General features: G+C 72.3%; 15 protein-coding genes. 11 read left to right on the top strand and 4 right to left on the bottom strand.

The annotated features are described in order from the left end of the window. Positions 1–2: 2 nt before the first annotated feature. From ABD343_RS01630 to ABD343_RS01610, 5 genes are all read left to right on the top strand, one after another. Positions 3–1265, top strand: a complete 1263-nt coding sequence (locus ABD343_RS01630) for an amidohydrolase family protein (RefSeq protein ID WP_425578076.1) — start codon at positions 3–5, stop codon at positions 1263–1265. A 70-nt stretch (positions 1266–1335) separates the two neighbouring features. Further along, positions 1336–2241 carry a TIGR03619 family F420-dependent LLM class oxidoreductase gene (locus ABD343_RS01625; protein ID WP_344524328.1) on the top strand — a complete coding sequence of 302 codons (906 nt, stop codon included), beginning with the start codon at positions 1336–1338 and terminating at the stop codon, positions 2239–2241. Positions 2242–2256: 15 nt separating this feature from the next. Continuing rightward, on the top strand, positions 2257–3033 hold the full coding sequence (locus tag ABD343_RS01620; RefSeq protein WP_344523149.1) for an SDR family NAD(P)-dependent oxidoreductase: 777 nt from the start codon (positions 2257–2259) through the stop codon (positions 3031–3033). A gap of 145 nt (positions 3034–3178) precedes the next feature. Then, the gene (locus ABD343_RS01615) at positions 3179–4306 is read left to right on the top strand and encodes an LLM class flavin-dependent oxidoreductase (protein ID WP_344523147.1); all 1128 of its coding nucleotides are present in this window, start codon (positions 3179–3181) and stop codon (positions 4304–4306) included. Positions 4307–4360: 54 nt separating this feature from the next. Continuing rightward, complete coding sequence (locus ABD343_RS01610; protein ID WP_344523145.1) at positions 4361–6100, top strand: N-acyl-D-amino-acid deacylase family protein; 1740 nt, start codon at positions 4361–4363, stop codon at positions 6098–6100. Positions 6101–6298: 198 nt separating this feature from the next. Here ABD343_RS01610 and ABD343_RS01605 read toward each other — a convergent pair whose 3' ends face one another. Together ABD343_RS01605 and ABD343_RS01600 are read right to left on the bottom strand one after the other, a co-directional pair. Then, positions 6299–6733 carry a hypothetical protein gene (locus tag ABD343_RS01605; protein WP_344523143.1) on the bottom strand — a complete coding sequence of 145 codons (435 nt, stop codon included), beginning with the start codon at positions 6731–6733 and terminating at the stop codon, positions 6299–6301. A 112-nt stretch (positions 6734–6845) separates the two neighbouring features. Further along, the gene (locus tag ABD343_RS01600) at positions 6846–7502 is read right to left on the bottom strand and encodes an NIPSNAP family protein (protein ID WP_344523141.1); all 657 of its coding nucleotides are present in this window, start codon (positions 7500–7502) and stop codon (positions 6846–6848) included. 102 nt (positions 7503–7604) lie between these two features. Here ABD343_RS01600 and ABD343_RS01595 point away from each other — a divergent pair, with 102 nt between their 5' ends. Beyond that, the gene (locus tag ABD343_RS01595) at positions 7605–7880 is read left to right on the top strand and encodes a DUF1876 domain-containing protein (RefSeq protein WP_344523139.1); all 276 of its coding nucleotides are present in this window, start codon (positions 7605–7607) and stop codon (positions 7878–7880) included. 122 nt (positions 7881–8002) lie between these two features. On the opposite strand, the gene ABD343_RS01590 is transcribed toward ABD343_RS01595, so the two are convergent. Then, positions 8003–9028 carry an aldo/keto reductase gene (locus tag ABD343_RS01590; protein ID WP_344523137.1) on the bottom strand — a complete coding sequence of 342 codons (1026 nt, stop codon included), beginning with the start codon at positions 9026–9028 and terminating at the stop codon, positions 8003–8005. Between the two features lie 161 nt (positions 9029–9189). Here ABD343_RS01590 and ABD343_RS01585 point away from each other — a divergent pair, with 161 nt between their 5' ends. Then, the gene (locus tag ABD343_RS01585; protein WP_344523135.1) at positions 9190–10059 is read left to right on the top strand and encodes a helix-turn-helix domain-containing protein; all 870 of its coding nucleotides are present in this window, start codon (positions 9190–9192) and stop codon (positions 10057–10059) included. A gap of 63 nt (positions 10060–10122) precedes the next feature. After that, positions 10123–11388, top strand: coding sequence for an aspartate aminotransferase type Ic (locus ABD343_RS01580; protein ID WP_344523133.1), 1266 nt, complete (start codon positions 10123–10125; stop codon positions 11386–11388). 30 nt (positions 11389–11418) lie between these two features. Here ABD343_RS01580 and ABD343_RS01575 read toward each other — a convergent pair whose 3' ends face one another. Continuing rightward, positions 11419–12906 (bottom strand): CehA/McbA family metallohydrolase, encoded by a 1488-nt coding sequence (locus tag ABD343_RS01575; protein ID WP_486387844.1) that lies wholly within the window; start codon positions 12904–12906, stop codon positions 11419–11421. Positions 12907–13028: 122 nt separating this feature from the next. Between ABD343_RS01575 and ABD343_RS01570 the strand changes: the two genes are divergently transcribed. The 3 genes from ABD343_RS01570 (at position 13029) to ABD343_RS01560 (ending at position 18071) form a co-directional block, all read left to right on the top strand. Beyond that, complete coding sequence (locus ABD343_RS01570) at positions 13029–13856, top strand: TIGR03619 family F420-dependent LLM class oxidoreductase (protein ID WP_344523129.1); 828 nt, start codon at positions 13029–13031, stop codon at positions 13854–13856. Positions 13857–14128: 272 nt separating this feature from the next. Further along, a complete protein-coding gene (locus tag ABD343_RS01565; protein WP_344523127.1) occupies positions 14129–16720 on the top strand; it encodes a bifunctional FO biosynthesis protein CofGH in 2592 nt (863 codons plus the stop codon). Positions 16721–16961: 241 nt separating this feature from the next. Continuing rightward, a complete protein-coding gene (locus ABD343_RS01560) occupies positions 16962–18071 on the top strand; it encodes an ADP-ribosylglycohydrolase family protein (RefSeq protein WP_344524326.1) in 1110 nt (369 codons plus the stop codon). Positions 18072–18091 lie beyond the last annotated feature (20 nt).

Raw genomic sequence — 18091 nt, 5'->3', positions numbered from 1 at the left:
GCATGGAGACCTTCCCCAAGATCATTTCGGTGGACGACCACACGGTGGAGCCGCCCCACGTCTGGCGGGACCGGCTCCCGTCGAAATACCAGGACATAGGCCCCCGTATCGTGCGTGCCCCGCTGAAGGAGATGACCTTCGTGGGCGGGAAGTTCGCGCCGAAGATGGGCGCCGCGGGGGACGAGGGCCCGATTGCCGACTGGTGGGTGTACGAGGATCTGCACCGGCCCCTGACCAGGCTCGATACGGCTGTTGGCTACGACAGGGACGAGGTGAAGCTGGAGGCCATCACCTACGAGCGGATGCGTCCGGGCTCGTACGATGTGCGGGAGCGCCTCTCGGACATGGACGTCAATCACGTCCAGTCGGCTCTGTGCTTCCCGACATTCCCGCGCTTCTGCGGACAGACCTTCACCGAGGCCAAGGACCGCGAACTGGGCCTGCTGTGCGTGCGCGCGTACAACGACTGGATGGTCGAGGAGTGGTGCGGCCCGGACGCGCACGGGCGGCTGATTCCGCTTGCCATCGTGCCGCTGTGGGACGCGGAACTCGCGGCCGAGGAAGTGCGCAGGAACGCCGCGCGCGGCGTGCGGGCCGTCTGCTTCTCCGAGATACCGCCCCGGCTCGGGCTGCCCTCGGTCCACGGGGACGACTGGGACCCCTTCCTGCGCGCCTGCGACGAGACCGGCACGGTCATCGCCATGCACATCGGCTCCTCCAGCAAGATGCCCTCCACCTCGGCCGACGCGCCGCCGGCCGTGGGGTCGACGCTGACCTTCGCGAACTGCTGCTTCTCGATGGTCGACTGGCTGATGAGCGGCAAGTTCGACCGCTTCCCCGGCCTGCGGATCATGTACGCGGAGGGGCAGATCGGGTGGATCCCGTACATTCTGGAGCGCGCCGACGTGGTGTGGGAGGAGAACAGGGGCTGGGGCGGCATCGCCGACAAGGTGCTCAAGCCGCCGTCCGAGCTGTTCGCCCGGCACGTCTACGGATGCTTCTTCGACGACGCCTTCGGGCTGCGCAACGTCGACGCGATCGGCGTGCCCAACGTGCTCTACGAGACGGACTACCCGCACTCGGACTCGACCTGGCCCAAGTCCAAGGAGGTCGGCGAGGCGCAGATGGGGCACCTGGACCCGGACGTGGTCGAACGGATCGTGCGCGGCAACGCGATCGACCTGCTCGGGCTGACCCCGGAAGGCCTGTGGGCGGACGCGCCGGGCGGCCCGGGGAGCGGCCCGCCGAGCGGCGCGACGAGCTGAGGGGGAGGGGACGGCCGTGGCTCCGTTCGCTGCCCCGTTCACCGTGGAATCTGGCCGACTTGTATACGGCATCCAGTTGCCCGTTCAATCGCAGAGCGCTCTCTACGCCGAACCGTGGGAGGCCGGGGCGGGCCCGGCCGAGCTGCTGGCGGTCGCCCGCGCGGCCGAGCGGCACGGCTTCGCGTACGTCGCCTGCTGCGAGCACGTCGCCATCCCGCGGCGCCTGGCGAGCGCGATGTCGACGGTCTGGTACGACCCCGTCGCGACGCTCGCCTACCTCGCGGCGGCGACCGAACGGGTGTGCCTGCTCTCCCATGTCGCCGTGGTGGGGCTGCGGCACCCGCTCGCGACCGCCAAGCAGTACGCCACGCTCGACCACCTCTCCGGCGGGCGGCTCATCCTGGGCGTCGGCGCCGGGCACGTGGAGGAGGAGTTCGCGGCGCTGGGCGCGGACTTCGACGGGCGCGGCGGCGTCCTCGACGAGACGATCGACGCGCTGAAGGCGGCGCTCGGCGAGGAGGAGTTCCCGGTCTGGGAGGGGGAACGGTTCTCCTTCCGCGACCTCGGCCAGCGACCCCGCCCCGCCCAGACGCCGCGCGTGCCGGTCTGGGTCGGCGGCTCGTCCCGCGCGGCCGTGCGGCGGGCGGCCGTACGGGGCGACGGGTGGCTGCCGCAGGGGGACCCGCGCGAGGCGCTCCCGGCCCAGATCGCGCGGCTGCGGGCGCTGCGCGCCCAGGCCGGGGTGGAGGAGCCGCCCGTGATCGGCGCCATCGCCGAGCCGCTGTACGTCGGCGAGCCCGGCTGGCACGTGGGCCGCCGCACCCTCTCCGGGAAACCGGAACGGATCGCCGAGTCGCTCAGGGCGTACGCGGCCATGGGCGTCCAGCAGATCCAGGTGCGCTTCCGGAGCCGTTCCGTGAGCGAACTGACGGACCAGATGGCCGCGTTCGGGGACGAGGTCGCCCCCCTCCTCTAGAAGAAGGGAACAGGCATGGGCAAGCTCGACGGCCGGGTCGTGATCATCAGCGGGGCCGCGCGGGGCCAGGGCGAGCAGGAGGCCCGGCTCTTCGCGGAGGAGGGCGCCAGTGTCGTGCTCGGCGACGTGCTGGACGAGCGGGGCGAGGCCGTGGCCGGGGAGATCGGGGAACGCGCCGCGTACGTACCGCTCGATGTGCGCCGGGAAGAGGACTGGGCCGCGGCCGTGGCCCTGGCCAGAGAGCGGTTCGGGCGCCTGGACGGGCTCGTGAACAACGCGGGGATCCTGCGCTTCCGGGAGCTGGCGGACACGTCCGTGGAGGAGTACCGGGAGGTGGTGGAGGTCAACCAGGTCGGCTGCTTCCTGGGCATGAAGGCGGTCGTCGCGGAGATGGAGGCGGCCGGGGGCGGCACGATCGTGAACGTCGCCTCGTACGCGGCGCTCTCCGGCATGGCCTTCCTGACCTCGTACGCGGCGACGAAGGCCGCGATACTCGGCATGACCCGGGTCGCGGCCCTGGAGCTGGCGGGCAAGGGGATACGGGTCAACGTGGTGTGCCCCGGCGCCATCGACACCCCCATGGCCAGACCCCCGGGCTCCTTCGGCGTCGGCGACGGCACGGACGACGCGCTGGACGCGCTCTACGCCAAGGTCGTGCCGCAGGCCCGGATCGGGCGGCCGGAGGAGGTGGCGCGGCTCGCGCTGTTCCTGACCGGCGAGGACTCCTCGTACATCACCGGGCAGCCCGTGGTCATCGACGGCGGGTGGCTGGCCGGGGTGTCCGTGTTCTGACGGACGCCAGCCGGTCGGTCTGACGGCTCGTCAGCTATTGACGCTCCCACCCCTCGGTGCCAGAGTCGTGGTGCCATCGCATCTGACGGGGCGTCAGAAAATGAACAGATCACCAACCGCAGGCTCGCCGGAGGAGTGAACCGCCGTGGAATTCGGGCTCTTTGTTCAGGGATACGTGCCCGCCTCGCGGGCGCAGGCCGACCCGCAGGCCGAGCACCACGCACTGGTCGAGGAGACCGAGTACGTCATCCAGGCGGACAAGTCCGGCTTCAAGTACGCCTGGGCCTCCGAGCACCACTTCCTGGAGGAGTACTCGCACCTGTCCGCGAACGACGTCTTCCTCGGCTACCTCGCGCACGCCACGGAGCGCATCCACCTCGGCTCCGGGATCTTCAACCCGCTGCCCACCGTGAACCACCCGGTGAAGGTCGCCGAGAAGGTCGCCATGCTGGACCACCTGTCCGGCGGCCGCTTCGAGTTCGGCAGCGGGCGCGGCGCGGGCTCGCACGAGATCCTCGGGTTCCTGCCGGGCATCACCGACATGAACCACACCAAGGAGATCTGGGAAGAGACCATCGCCGAGTTCCCCAAGATGTGGCTCCAGGAGGAGTACCAGGGGTTTCAGGGCAAGCACTGGTCGTTGCCCCCACGCAAGATCCTCCCCAAGCCGTACGGGGGTTCGCACCCGGCGATGTGGTACGCGGCGGGCTCGCCCTCCTCGTACGCGATGGCGGCGAAGAAGGGGCTCGGGGTCCTCGGCTTCAGCGTGCAGAAGGTCTCCGACATGGAGTGGGTCGTCGAGTCCTACAAGGGCGCGGTCAAGGACGCCGAGCCCATCGGCGACTACGTCAACGACAACGTCATGGTGACCTCGACCGCGATATGCGCCGAGACCACCGAGAAGGCCCGCCGGATCGCCGTGAACGCCGGGCTGAACTACCTCCAGTCGCTGCTCTTCCGCTACCACGACACCTTCCCCCGGCCCGAGGGCATCCCCGAGTGGCCCGAGCTGATCCCGGACTACACCGAGGAGGTCGTCGACCTGCTGATCGCCGAGGAGCTGATGATCTGCGGCAACCCCGAAGAGGTCCTCCAGCAGTGCAAGCGCTGGGAGCAGGCCGGCGCCGACCAGCTCTCCTTCGGCCTGCCCGTCGGGGTCCCGTACGAGGACACGATGAACACGATCAAGCTGATCGGCGAACACGTCATCCCCCAGATCGACACGGACCCGGTGCACCGCACCACCCGGTTCCGGGACGCCGCCCGGAGCTGAGCGGACCGGCCGGGAAGGGAGCCGGGAAGGCCGAGAAGGGAGTTGCAGGAAGTCATGCTCGACCACCTCATCCAGAACGCGACGGTCGTGGACGGCACCGGAGAGCCCTCGTACGTCGCCGACGTCGGGATCCGCGACGGGCGGATCGCGCTCATCGCCGGACCCGGGGAGATCCGGGAGGAGGCGCGGCACCGCGAGGACGCGACCGGCCTCGTGCTCGCACCGGGCTTCGTCGATCCCCACACGCACTACGACGCACAGCTCTTCTGGGACCCGTACGCCACCCCGTCGATGAACCACGGCGTCACCACCGTCGCCGGCGGCAACTGCGGCTTCACTCTCGCGCCACTGCACCCGGACAGGCCCGAGGACGCCGACTACACGCGGCGGATGATGTCCAAGGTCGAGGGCATGTCCCTCGTCGCGCTCGAAGAGGGCGCGCCCTGGAACTGGCACTCCTTCGGCGACTACCTCGACGCGCTGGAGGGCCGCACCGCCGTCAACGCGGGATTCATGGTCGGCCACTGCGCCCTGCGGCGCCACGTCATGGGGCCCGACGCGGTCGGCGGACAGCCCGACGAGGCGCAGATGGAGGAGATGCTGCGGCTCTTCCACGAGGCCATGGACGCGGGCGCGTGGGGGCTGTCCACCACCCAGTCCTCCACGCACTCCGACGGCGACGGCAAGCCCGTCGCCTCGCGCCACGCCCGCCCCGCGGAACTGCTGGCCCTCTCCCGGGCCGTGGCCGAACACGAGGGCACCCAGCTCGAAGCGATCGTCGCCGGATGCCTCGACCAGTTCACCGACGAGGAGATCGACCTCTTCGTCCAGATGTCCGCCGCCGCGGGACGCCCGCTCAACTGGAACGTGCTGACCATCGACGCCGCCGTGCCCGAACGCGTGCCGCGCCAGCTCGTGCCGAGCGAGCGCGCCCGCAAGGAGGGCGGCCGGATCGTCGCCCTGACCATGCCGATCCTCACCCCGATGAACATGTCCCTGGGCACGTTCTGCGCGCTCAACCTCATCCCCGGCTGGGGCGAGATCCTCGCCCTGCCCGTACCCGAACGGATCGCCCGGCTCCGGGACCCGGACGTCCGCGCCGAGATGCTGCGCCGCGCCGACAGCAAGGAGGCCGGGGTCTTCCGGCGGCTGGCGAAGTTCGACCGGTACGTCATCGGCGACACCTACTCCGAGGCCAACAAGGGCCTCACGGGACGCGTCGTACGGGACATCGCGGCCGAACGCGGCCAGGACCCCTTCGCGTGCCTGGTGGAGATCTGCGCCAACGACGAACTGCGCACGGTCCTGTGGCCCATGCCGACCGACAACGACCCGGCGAGCTGGGACCTGCGCCGCGAGACGTGGGAGCACGAGGACGTCATGCTCGGCGGCTCCGACGCGGGCGCGCACCTGGACCGGATGTGCGGGGCCCCGTACACCACGCGGTTCCTCGGCGACTGCCTGCGCGGGCGCAAGCTCATGGGGCTCGAACGGGCCGTGAAGATGCTCACCGAAGACCCGGCCCGGCTCTTCGGGCTGCGCGGGCGCGGCCGCCTCCAGGAGGGCTTCCACGCCGACCTGGTCCTCTTCGACCCCGAACGGATCGACGCGGGCCAGGCCACGCTCGTCCACGACCTGCCCGGGGACAGCCCCCGGCTGGACTCCAAGGCGATCGGCGTGGTGGCCGTCTGGGTCAACGGCGTCGAGACGCTCCGTGACGACGTGGTCACCGGTGCCGTGCCGGGCACGGTGCTGCGCTCGGGCCGGGACACGGAGACGGTCAGTACGCGGTGACGGCTGGGGGCGGGGGCCGGAAGGGCGAGCGGATGCCAGTCCGAGCCCCCCACTGAGCAGGGACTGGCTCGCCCGCGCCGGGCCGGGAGGCCGCCTCCACGGCGTGCTCCCGGCGGCGGCGTCCCGCGGCGCTGCCGCGCCGTCCGCCCGGCTGTCCGCCCGGCCGTTCGAAGGACCGCCCGTCGGGGCGTCCTTCCGTCAGACCGTGGTGTAGCAGTGCGAGACGAGGGTGCTGCCTTCCTTCTCCCTCTCCGTCTTCTGCTTCTTCACCTTGCCGTCGACGAGGACCTGGCAGGAGATGCGTGCCTTCGGGTCCTCCGAGGCCGCCTGCATGTTGACCATGTCGCCCTTCACGGCCTCGAACTTCTTCGACCAGGGCGTCTTGAGGTGCTCCAGGTCGAGATCCTTGCTGCTCGCCCCGCGCTCGCCCAGGACACCGGGGATGTAGACGCTGGCGGGGGAGTCGCCGGTGATCCGGACCTCGACGGTGGCGGTCTGGTCGGCTCCGTTCCCGACCGTCGTGTCCCCGGCGCCGGAGGACTTCTTCTTGCCGCCGCCGCCGGAGCACCCTGCCACGAGCAGCGCCGCGGCGGCGACCAGGCATGCCGCCGCCGCGGCCTTCTGAGTACGCATGGCGGTGATCGTGACACGCGTAGAGCGAGGCCCTCCAGCGATTCCCGGAACCCTCCGGAAGATCATTCGAGGTGCACCAACGATCAGTGGGACACGGGGAGTTGGGCCGTCCTCAGCGCAGCGCCGAGCGCGCCGTGGGAGCCAGGACGAGCGTCGGGCCGTGGGCCCGGCAGGCGGCCTCGTCGGGATACCGGGCCAGGCGGACGAAGACGTGCTCGCCCTCGCGGACGGGGAGGCGCGGATACGAGTTCGCCGCGGGCTCGGTGCGGAGGGTCGCCAGCGGCGGGGTGCCGGTGCGCGGGGCGCCGGTGCGCGGGGTGAACGCGCGGACGTGGGTGTCGAGTTCCTCCGCGTCCCGGAAACCGTTCACCGTCAGGCCTATGACGCCGTCCCCGTCCCCTTCCCCGTCCCCGGAGGGGCGGGCCCCTTCGCGGGCGAGATCGCCCGTCACTGGGCGCAGCAGGAGGACGTCGTCCGAATCAATCATGGTCGCGTTGGCTGCGGGACCGTGGCGCTTCCAGGCCTCATGGCGCTCGTAGAACGCCGCCAGGGACTCCGCGCGGGCCTCCATGTCCGGGAAGCCGCGCAGCCAGACGAACCTGTCGGGCCGCTCCAGGTCCCTGAACAGGCCCAGCAGCCGAATCCCGGCCTCCTCCTGCGACTCCACGAACTCGCGCTCGAACAGCCCGATCAGCTCGTCCCTCCGGCCCGGCCGCAGCGTGTACTGCCGCAGCTCGACGATCCTCAGCTCACCCGCGGTCCCAGTCATGACGCCACGCTAGACGCGGCCACTGACAGTGGCCCCCGGCGTGTGTGGGCGTGTGTGCGTACCCGGCGCGACAGGAGCACCCTGGAGGGAGAGGTGATAGCGATGATGGAGACCGTCGTCGGATGGCATGTCGAGATGGAGTTCGAGGAGGACTCCCAGCGCACGCGTGCCGTCGCACTTGTCCGGCTGCCGGATGGCAGCGAGGTCCGTACCCATGGATTCGCCAAGCGGCACCCCGTCGACCCCAACCAGCCGAGGGTCGGTGAGGAGGTGGCGGCCGCCCGCGCGCTGAACGAGATGGCGATGCGGCTGCTCACCAAGGCGCACGACGAGATCGACGCCGAGTCCGGCAGGACGTCGAGGCCACTGGCCTGGTGAGCCCGCCGGTCCGGTCGGCGCCGGGCCGGAAGGAAGTGCCGTACGCGTCCCGTACGGGCCGTACGGCACCGGGTCCCGTACGGCCTGTGTGACCTGTGCCGCCTGTCCGGGCCGCCCGACCCTCAGCGGCGCCGCAGGGCGGGGTCCTCCAGGGCGGGCGGCGTGTAGTAGAAGTCGTCGCTGTTCAGGTCGGTGCCCGGCGGAACGATCTCGTCGATCCGGTCGAGCACGTCGGCCGGGAGCGTGACGTCCGCGCCCGTCAGCAGGGACTCCAGATGCTCCATGGTGCGCGGGCCGATCAGTACCGACGAGACGGCGGGGTGTGCGCGGACGAAGGCCGTTGCCAGGTGCGGCAGCGGCAGTCCCGCCTCCTCCGCGAGCTTCGCCAGCTCCCGGACGGCGTCGAGCTTGCGCGCGTTCCCCGGACGGGCCGGGTCGAACTTGTGGGCCTCGATCGCCGTCCGCCCCTGGGACAGATCGATGTCCGCCGCCGAACGGATACGCCCCGACAGCCAGCCCGCCGAGAGCGGACCCCACACGAGCACGCCCACGTCGTACTTCCGCGCCGTCGGCAGCACCGCCCCCTCCACGCCCCGCGCGAGCATCGAGTACGGCGCCTGCTCGCTGCGCGGGCGCAGATGGCCGCGCCGGTCCGCCGCCCACTGGGCCTCGACGAGCTGCTCGGCGGGGAACGTCGAGGTGCCGAACGCGCGGATCTTCCCGGCCCGCACGAAGTCGGTGAGCGCCGCCAGCGTCTCGTCGATGTCCGTGTGCGGGTCGGGCCGGTGGAGCTGGTAGAGGTCGACGTGGTCGGTGCCGAGGCGGCGCAGGCTGTCGTCCAGCGCGCGGGTCAGCCAGCGGCGGGAGTTGCCCTGGTGGGTGTGGTCCTCGCCCATCTGCATATGGCCCTTGGTCGCGAGGACGACGTCATCGCGGCGGGCGCCGCGCAGTGCCTTGCCGACGATCTCCTCGCTGACGCCCTGCTCGTAGACGTCGGCCGTGTCCACGAGGTTGATCCCCGCGTCGAGGGCGCGGTGGATGATCCGTACGCAGTCGTCGTGGTCGGTGTTGCCGGTGCCGAACATCATCGCGCCGAGGCCGTGGTCGCTGACGGAGATGCCGGTGCCGCCGAGGGTGGTGTGGCGCATGGGGTTCCTTCTGCTCACGTTCCGAGGTGTCGTACGGGAACCCTGCGCCCCCTCCCGGCGCCGGACCAGATCAGGCTCAACCTGGGTCCGCCAGTACCACCCGGGATACGCCCCGGGGCACACCTCGGTACCGGCCTGCCGTCCGACGGATACTGGGCCGTATGACGACGCAGGACAGGACGCGGCACAGCGAGCGCGCACGCGTCCAGGAGACGATGGGGATCGCCGCGTTCCTCCGGTCCCGCCGCGCCGCGCTCGACCCCGGGGCCGTGGGCCTGCCCCCGGCCCCCAACCCCCGGCGCGTCCCGGGGCTGCGCCGCGAGGAGGTCGCGCAGCTCGCCGGGATCAGCGTCGACTACTACATCCGTATCGAGCAGGGCCGTGCCCAGGGCATCTCCGGTTCCGTGCTCGACGCCGTGGCCCGTGCGCTGCGGCTGAACGACGACGAGCGCGCGTATCTGCGCAACATGGCCGCCCCGCCGGGAACGCAGCCGGGCACGGCGCCCGTCGTACGCCCCGAGATCCAGCGGTTGCTCGACGCGATGGGCGAGGCCGTGCCCGCCTTCGTCGTCGGTCCCGGCCTCGACTACCTCGCCTGGAACCCGCTCGGCGCCCGTCTCGCCTTCGACGTGGCCGCGCTGCCCCCGGAGCGGCGCAACGCCGCGCTGCTCGTCTTCCTCCACCCCGGCAGCCGCGCCCTGCACCCCGACTGGGACCGCGTTGCCGCCGAGACCGCCGCCGCCCTCCGCTCCGAGGCCGGACGGCACCCCTGTCACCCCCGCGTCAAGGGCGTCGTGGCCGAACTCCTCGCGGAGAGCGCCGAGTTCCGTGCCCTGTGGGAGGACCAGGAGGTGCGCGAGACGATGTCGGGCCGCAAGCTCATCCGCCACCCGGAGGCCGGTGACCTGGACGTCGCGTACGAGACCTTCCGCCTCGCCACGGACGACACCCAGACCCTCTGCACGTACACCGCCGACCCCGGCTCCCCGACGGAGACGGCCCTGCGCCGACTGGCGGCGGCTGAAGCCTGAGCGTCGCTCCTGCCCTGCTTTGTAACCTCGGCGGGCACCAGCAGCGGCCGTGAGGGGATGCACATGACCATCGAGGCGAGCACCGGGGCCCTTGAGCGGGCCCGGAAGGCGTACGGGGAACTGGTGGCGCGGGGCCTCTCCCTCGACCTCACCCGGGGCAAGCCCGCGCCCGAGCAGCTCGGCCTCTCCGACGCGCTGCTCGCGCTCCCCGGCACCGGGCGCTACCGGGCGGCCGACGGCTCCGACGTGCGCAACTACGGCAATCTGCGCGGGCTGCGCGAGCTGCGGGAGATCTTCGCGGGGCCGCTCCAGGTCCCGGCGGACCAGCTCCTCGCGGCGGGCAACTCCAGCCTGGAGCTGATGCACGACTGCCTGGTGCACGCGCTGCTCGGCGTGGTGCCCGGCGCGGAGTCCCGGTGGGCCGACCAGGAACGGATCGCCTTCCTCTGCCCGGTGCCCGGATACGACCGGCACTTCTTCCTCTGCGAGCGGTTCGGGATCGAGATGATCCCCGTGCCGATGACGGACGACGGGCCCGACATGGACGAGGTCGAGCGGCTCGCCGCCGCCGACCCGGCCGTCAAGGGCATCTGGTGCGTCCCGAAGTACAGCAACCCCAGCGGCGTCTGCTTCAGCGACGAGACGACCGCGCGGCTCGCGGCCATGCCCACGGCGGCACCCGACTTCCGGATCTTCTGGGACAACGCGTACGCCGTGCACCACCTCACCGACGAGCCCGTCGAGATCGCCGACCTGCTCGCCGCCTGCGCGGCGGCCGGGAACCCGGACCGGGCCCTCGTCTTCGGCTCCACCTCGAAGATCACCACGGCCGGCTCCGGCGTCGCCTTCTTCGGCGCCTCCGAGGCCAACCTCGACTGGCTGCTCGCGAAGAACGCCAAGCGGTCGATCGGCCCCGACAAGGTCAACCAGTTGCGGCACGCGATGTTCCTCCGCGACGAGGAGGGCGTACGGGCGCACATGGAGCGCCAGCGCGCCCTCCTCCAGCCCAAGTTCGACGCCGTGGCCCGCATCCTGGAGGCCGAGCTGGGCGGCACCGGCCTGGCGGCGTGGACCTCGCCCAAGGGCGGCTACTTCGTCACCCTCGACGTGCCGGAGGGCTGCGCCAAGGAGGTCGTACGGCGGGCCGCCGAGGCCGGGATCGTCCTGACCCCGGCCGGCGCGACCCACCCGTACGGGAACGACCCCCGCGACGCCACCATCCGGCTCGCGCCCAGCTACCCCTCCCTGGAGGAGCTGGAGCAGGCGGTCGAGGGCCTCGCCGTGTGCGTACGCCTCGTCGGCGAGGAGCGCCGGAACGGCGAGCGATAGCGCCTCACCGGCCCGTCGGCCCTACCGGCCCTAACGGCTCTCCAGCCACACCGGATTGCTCATGGCCGCCATCGCGCCCGGCAGCCCCGAGCCCTCCTTCGCGGGGCGGCGGACCTCTGCGCGCACGTAGGTCGCGAGGGACGCGGTCGTCTTCCAGGCCAGGGGCCCGGAGGCGGCCGGGGCGGTGCGCATCGTGCCCTCGTCGGTGACCAGATGGAGGGTGGCGCCCTCGGGCGCGCCCTTCACGGTCAGCGTGACGGTGACCTCGGCCTCGTCGTCCGTACGGAGCGTGCCGCCGATCGTGGCGTGGGCGCCGCGCGGGCCCGTCGCGGTGAGGCCGAGGGAGAGCGCCGAGGACTCGGCGAGGTACGAGCGCCCCGCGCGGATGCCGCGCAGCAGGTCGCGGCGGTTGAGGCCGTCCGCGTGCACGACCGTCTGCGGCAGGCCGACGACCTGCGGCTCGCGGTGCGCGTCGCTGTTGCCCATCGCGGGCAGCCAGTCGTCCTGGGCGACGAGGAGGTTGTCCCAGGCGGCGAGGGCGAGTTCGTCGTCGGCGGTCCAGGGGCCGTTCCACACCTCGACGGCGTCGGCGTGCTCGTACCCGAACTTCCACTGGCATCCCACGAACGGGCAGTTCGGATGCGCGGGGACGACGAGTCCGCCGGCGCGGTGCACGGCGCGCGCGAAGCGCGGATACGCGTCGTCGCGCGCCCGGTAACGCCAGTCCAGGAACGTGCCCGGATCCGTGCCGAGCGCCAGCCAGTGCCCGTTGCGCGTCGTGATCTCCTCGCCGCAGAGAATCAGCAGGTCATCGCCCCACAGCCCCTCCCAGGCGGCATGCCCGGAGGTCGTGTTGTGCTCGGTGGTCGTGACGAAGTCGAGCCCGGCCTTCCGCGCGGCCGCGGCGACCTCCCCGGGCGTACGGGCGCCGTCCGAGTGGACCGTGTGGAGATGGCAGTCACCTCGGTACCAGGCTCTTCCGCGTCCCTTCGCGCGCTCGGGCGGATACACGGGGCGCGGCGTCTCCCCGGAATCCCCCTCCCTCAGCGTGACGGTCACCTCGTAGTCCATGCCCTGCGGCGCGACCGTGTAGGGCCCGAGGACGACATGCCACGTCCCCGCCCGTACGGGACCGGCCAGATACCCCGGCGTGGCCTTCTCCGCGCTGATCGCGAACGAGTCCCGGAACCCGCCCGACCACCCCCGGAACCCGCGCCCGCCGAGCCCGGTGCCGCGCTCGTCGAACACACCGATGTCGAGCGCGTTGCCGGGGGTGCCGGAGGGGACCTGCGGCTTGTCGTACCGGTACGAGACGGCGATCTCGCGGATGCCGGAGGGGACCTCGACGGGGAGGTACACGAAGTCGGGAGCCCCGGTGGGCAGATGCCCGCGGACCGTCCGCGAAGAGCCCTCGGGGCCGGGGCCCTCCTCGGCGTGGGCGAAGCTCATGGCAGGAAGCGTAAGCGCGGTGGCGGCCCCCGCCACCGCGGAGAACCTGAGCACGTCACGTCTGTCGATGCGTGCGTCAATGCCTGCGTCGATGCCTGTGTCCATGACGGTGGTTCTACGTGCGCCGGGTGACGCGCGAAAGCCCCGCGAAAGACATGGAGTTCACGGGCAGGCGGGGGCACAGTGTCCGGATGCGCATCTCCACGACGATTTTGCTGACCGATGAGTCGATCCGTCCGGCACGTCTCGCGCGCGAACTGGAGCAGCGCGGGTTCGGCGGCCTCTACCTCCCCGAGCACACCCACATCCCCGTCTCCCGCGAGACCCCGCCCCCCATGGGCGGCGAACTCCCCCGCTCGTACACCCGTACGCTCGACCCCCTGGTCGGCCTCGCCGTGGCCGCCACGGTCACCGAGCGGCTGGCCCTCGGCACCAGTGTCACCCTCGTCGCCCAGCGCGACCCCATCGTCCTGGCCAAGGAGCTGGCCACGCTCGACCTCCTCTCCGAAGGCCGCGTGACCCTCGGCGTCGGCTTCGGCTGGAACGTCGAGGAAGCCGCCGACCACGGCGTGGAATGGCGCACGCGCAGGGCCCTGGTGAAGGACCGGATGGCGGTGATGCGCGCCCTGTGGTCGGAGGGACCGACAGGCCACGAGGGCCGGTTCGCGTCCGTCAGCCCGAGCCACGCCCACCCCAAGCCCGTACGCCCGGGAGGACCCCGCGTCCTCGTCGGCGGCGGCGCGGGCCCCCGCCTCTTCGCCGACATCGCGGCGTACGCGGACGGCTGGATGCCCGTCGGCGGCGGAGGCCTCACGGACACGGCCCCCCGTCTGCGGGCCGCCTGGCAGGAGGCGGGCCGCAAGGGCACCCCCGACCTGGTCCCCGCCTTCGTCGTCCCCTCCCCGGGCAAGCTGGCCCACTACCGCGACCTCGGCGCGGAAGAAGTGATCCTCCAGCTCCCGGACGGCGACGAGGCGACTGTCCTGCGCGCCCTGGACGACTACGCCCGCTACCTGTGACGGCGCCGCGGGCGAGAGGCCGCCGAGACAGGGCACCGTCCCGACCGCGCTCTGCGCCCGGGACGAGGGTGGGACGCCCGGGGCCGCCCGGCCTTCACCCGCTTCGGCCTCGACGTCGCACCGGACGGCACGCACACGGTCTGGCTGGACGACCCGTCGAGCCCGGTGTGCGGCGGGGGCGCGCTGTCTTGGAAGCGCGGCGGGAATGCCCGATTCCCATACTCGCTGACCTGCGTAGGTGCTTCCCGGAGAGGGATCGTTACGCTCGTTGGATGACGTCGAACGAGCAGGGACAGGGGCCCGGTGGGCCGACCGCCAACGCGATGCGGCGGGCGCTCAAGAGGGCGCGGGACGGTGTGGCGCTCGATGTCGCGGAGGCGGCCGTGCTGCTCCAGGCGCGGGGCGCGGACCTGGAGGACCTGACCGCGTCGGCCGCGCGGGTGCGGGACGCGGGGCTGGAGGCGGCGGGGCGGGCCGGCGTCATCACGTACTCGAAGAGCGTGTTCATCCCGCTCACCCGGCTCTGCCGGGACAAGTGCCACTACTGCACCTTCGTGACCGTGCCGGGGAAGCTGCGCCGTGCCGGGCACGGGATGTTCATGTCGCCGGACGAGGTCCTGGACGTCGCCAGGAAGGGCGCGGCGCTGGGCTGCAAGGAGGCGCTGATCACGCTCGGGGACAAGCCCGAGGAGCGGTGGCCCGAGGCGCGGGAGTGGCTGGAGGCCGAGGGGTACGAGGACACGATCGCGTACGTACGGGCGATCTCCATCCGGATCCTGGAGGAGACGGGGCTGCTGCCGCACCTCAACCCCGGGGCCATGTCCTGGACGGACATCCAGCGGCTCAAGCCCGTCGCGCCGTCGATGGGGATGATGCTGGAGACGACCGCCGAGCGCCTGTGGAGCGAGCCGGGCGGGCCGCACCACGGTTCGCCGGACAAGGAGCCTGCCGTACGGCTGCGGACGCTGGAGGACGCGGGGCGTTCGTCCGTACCGTTCACGAGCGGGCTGCTGATCGGGATCGGCGAGACGTACGAGGAGCGCGCGGAGTCGCTGTTCGCGCTGCGCCGGATCTCCCGTACGTACCACGGCATCCAGGAACTGATCATGCAGAACTTCCGCGCCAAGCCGGACACGGCGATGCGCGGGATGCCGGACGCCGAGCTGGACGAGCTGGTCGCCACCGTCGCCGTCGCGCGGCACATCCTCGGGCCGTCCGCGTGCCTCCAGGCGCCGCCGAACCTCGTCGCGGGGGAGTACGGGCGGCTGATCGGCGCCGGGATCGACGACTGGGGCGGGGTGTCCCCGGTGACGATCGACCACGTCAACCCGGAGCGGCCCTGGCCGCAGATCGAGGAGCTGACCGAGCGGTCCGCCGCCGCTGGCTTCGCGCTGCGCGAGCGGCTCGCGGTCTACCCGGAGTTCGTCCGGCGCGGCGAGCCCTGGCTCGACCCCCGGATCCGCCCGCACGTCGCCGCGCTCGCCGACCCGGAGACCGGCCTCGCGCGCGAGGACGCGGCCGTCACCGGAAGGCCCTGGCAGGAGCCGGAGGAGGCCTTCGTCCCGGTCGGGCGCACGGACCTGCACCGCACCATCGACACCGAGGGCCGTACGGGCGACCGGCGCGAGGACTTCGACGAGGTGTACGGGGACTGGGGCGAACTGGCAGCGCAGGCCGCGCCCGGCATGGCCCCCGAGCGGGCCGACGCGGACGTGCGCGAGGCCCTGTCCGTCGCCGCCGACGACCCCACGAAGCTCACCGACGACCAGGCGCTCGCCCTGCTCCACGCGGACGGCCCGGCGCTGGACGCGCTGTGCCGCGTCGCGGACGCCGTACGGCACGACGCGGTCGGCGACGACGTCACGTACATCGTCACCCGCAACATCAACTTCACCAACGTCTGCTACACCGGCTGCCGCTTCTGCGCCTTCGCGCAGCGCCGTACGGACGCCGACGCGTACACCCTCTCGCTCGACCAGGTCGCCGACCGCGCGGCGCAGGCGTGGGACGTCGGGGCCGTCGAGGTGTGCATGCAGGGCGGCATCCACCCGGACCTGCCGGGCACGGCGTACTTCGACATCGCGCGCGCCGTGAAGGAACGCGTCCCGGGCATGCACGTCCACGCCTTCTCGCCCATGGAGGTCGTCAACGGGACCGCCCGTACGGGCATGTCGATCCGCGAGTGGCTGACCGAGGCGAAGGCGTCCGGGCTCGACTCGATCCCGGGCACGGCCGCGGAGATCCTCGACGACGAGGTCCGCTGGATCCTCACGAAGGGCAAGCTGCCGACCGCGACCTGGGTCGAGGTCGTCAAAACGGCGCACGAGGTGGGCCTGCGGTCGTCCTCGACGATGATGTACGGCCACGTCGACCAGCCCCGGCACTGGCTCGGCCACCTGCGGCTGCTCGCGGAGATCCAGCGCGAGACGGGCGGCTTCACGGAGTTCGTCACGCTGCCGTTCATCCACACGAACGCCCCGGTCTACCTCGCCGGAATCGCCCGCCCCGGCCCGACGACCCGCGACAACCGCGCGGTCACGGCCATGGCCCGGCTCCTCCTCCACCCCTGGATCCCCAACATCCAGACGAGCTGGGTCAAACTCGGCACCGAGGGCGCCGCCGAAATGCTCCGCTCCGGCGCGAACGACCTCGGCGGCACGCTCATGGAGGAGACCATCTCCCGCATGGCGGGCTCGTCCTACGGCTCGTACCGCTCGATCCGCGACCTGGAAGCCATCGCGGACACCGCCGGCCGCCCCTCCCGCCCCCGCACGACCTCCTACGGCCCGGTCCCGGAGGAACGACGGCGCGCGGCACGGGACTCGGACGGCCACCTGCCGGAACTGCTGCCTGTGCTGGAGTAGCCGCCGGTGCTGGAGCAGAGGCCCGCGGGTGGGAGTTACCGGGAGCAGTTGCCGGTGGCACCTCGCTGACCTGCTCTTTCTTGATCCGACGGGCGGATTCCGGTGGCCGGGCCCGCCTGTCCGGCGGAGGCGGTCTCGGTTAGAGTGCCGCCCGGACAAGGGGGGCGTGTCGAGGGAGGGGCGGAGCGTGACCGAGTCGGAGAGCGCGGGGAACGGGAGCGGTGCGGGGGCCGGGAGCGGTGTGGGCCCGGCCGCCATCTGGGGCCGGGCCGAGCAGCAGGATTTCCGGAGCCGGGTGCGGGGCTGCCTGCTGGGCGGGGCGGTCGGTGACGCGCTCGGCGCGGGCGTCGAGTTCGACTCGCTGGAGCAGATCCGCGCGAAGTGCGGCGACCAGGGCGTGACGGACTACGTTCCGGCGTACGGGCGGCGGGGAGCCGTGACCGACGACACGCAGATGACGCTCTTCACGGTCGACGGCCTGATACGGGCCCACGTGCGGCGGGACACCGGCGCCTGGCACCCGCCGACCGATCTGCACGCCGCGTATCTGCGCTGGGCGGCCACCCAGCGGGACTGGGGGCCCGACGAGCGGCGGGACGAGGACGGCTGGCTCGCGCGCGAGGAATGGCTGTACGCCCGCCGAGCGCCCGGCAACGCCTGCCTGTCGGGGCTCGCCGACGACCGTATGGGCACGCTCGACAAGCCGAAGAACCCGCAGTCGAAGGGGTGCGGGACGGTGATGCGTTCGGCGCCGTTCGGGCTGCTGGTGGGGTGGGAGCCGCAGCTCGTCTTCCAGCTCGCCGTCGAGTGCGCGGCGCAGACGCACGGGCACCCCACGGGCTGCCTCGCGGCGGGCGCGTTCGCCTCGATCATCCACTCCCTCGCGCGCGGCGAGGGCCTCGACGGCGCCGTACAGCGCGCGCTCGCGCAGCTCGCCGCACGCCCCGGGCACGAGGAGACGACCGAGGCGCTCAAGCAGGCGCTCGGCGCGGTCCGCCAGGGGATGCCGTCGCCGGAAAGGGTGGCGGCGCTCGGGGAGGGCTGGACGGCGGAGGAGTCGCTGGCCATCGGGGTGTACTGCGCGCTGGTCGCCGAGGACGTCCGGCACGGGCTGCTGCTCGCCGTGAACCACGGGGGCGACAGCGACTCCACGGGCTCGATCTGCGGCAATCTCCTGGGCACCATCCACGGCGAGACGGCCCTGCCGCCCGGCTGGGTCGCCGAGCTGGAGGGCCGCGCGACGATCCTCGAACTCGCCGACGACTTCGCCATGGAGATGACCCAGGGCCCCGCGCTGCACGGCCCGGGCGTGGCGTCCCCGGCCTGGCTCTCGCGCTACCCCCGGGCCTGAGGAGGCCCGCCCCCGGAGGG

The organism is Streptomyces albiaxialis (genome assembly GCF_039530985.1).
GTDB lineage: Bacteria > Actinomycetota > Actinomycetes > Streptomycetales > Streptomycetaceae > Streptomyces > Streptomyces albiaxialis.
Note: the sequence above shows the minus strand (reverse complement) of the source record. Positions and strands in the feature narration are given on the sequence as shown.

What these genes read in the sequence shown, in the direction of transcription:
- ABD343_RS01605 (WP_344523143.1), bottom strand. Translation starts at nt 6,733, where the DNA reads ATGCGTACTCAGAAGGCCGCGGCGGCGGCATGCCTGGTCGCCGCCGCG.
- ABD343_RS01585 (WP_344523135.1), top strand. Translation starts at nt 9,190, where the DNA reads ATGACGACGCAGGACAGGACGCGGCACAGCGAGCGCGCACGCGTCCAG.
- ABD343_RS01610 (WP_344523145.1), top strand. Translation starts at nt 4,361, where the DNA reads ATGCTCGACCACCTCATCCAGAACGCGACGGTCGTGGACGGCACCGGA.
- ABD343_RS01570 (WP_344523129.1), top strand. Translation starts at nt 13,029, where the DNA reads ATGCGCATCTCCACGACGATTTTGCTGACCGATGAGTCGATCCGTCCG.
- ABD343_RS01630 (WP_425578076.1), top strand. Translation starts at nt 3, where the DNA reads ATGGAGACCTTCCCCAAGATCATTTCGGTGGACGACCACACGGTGGAG.
- ABD343_RS01600 (WP_344523141.1), bottom strand. Translation starts at nt 7,502, where the DNA reads ATGACTGGGACCGCGGGTGAGCTGAGGATCGTCGAGCTGCGGCAGTAC.
- ABD343_RS01565 (WP_344523127.1), top strand. Translation starts at nt 14,129, where the DNA reads ATGACGTCGAACGAGCAGGGACAGGGGCCCGGTGGGCCGACCGCCAAC.
- ABD343_RS01590 (WP_344523137.1), bottom strand. Translation starts at nt 9,028, where the DNA reads ATGCGCCACACCACCCTCGGCGGCACCGGCATCTCCGTCAGCGACCAC.
- ABD343_RS01580 (WP_344523133.1), top strand. Translation starts at nt 10,123, where the DNA reads ATGACCATCGAGGCGAGCACCGGGGCCCTTGAGCGGGCCCGGAAGGCG.
- ABD343_RS01620 (WP_344523149.1), top strand. Translation starts at nt 2,257, where the DNA reads ATGGGCAAGCTCGACGGCCGGGTCGTGATCATCAGCGGGGCCGCGCGG.
- ABD343_RS01595 (WP_344523139.1), top strand. Translation starts at nt 7,605, where the DNA reads ATGATGGAGACCGTCGTCGGATGGCATGTCGAGATGGAGTTCGAGGAG.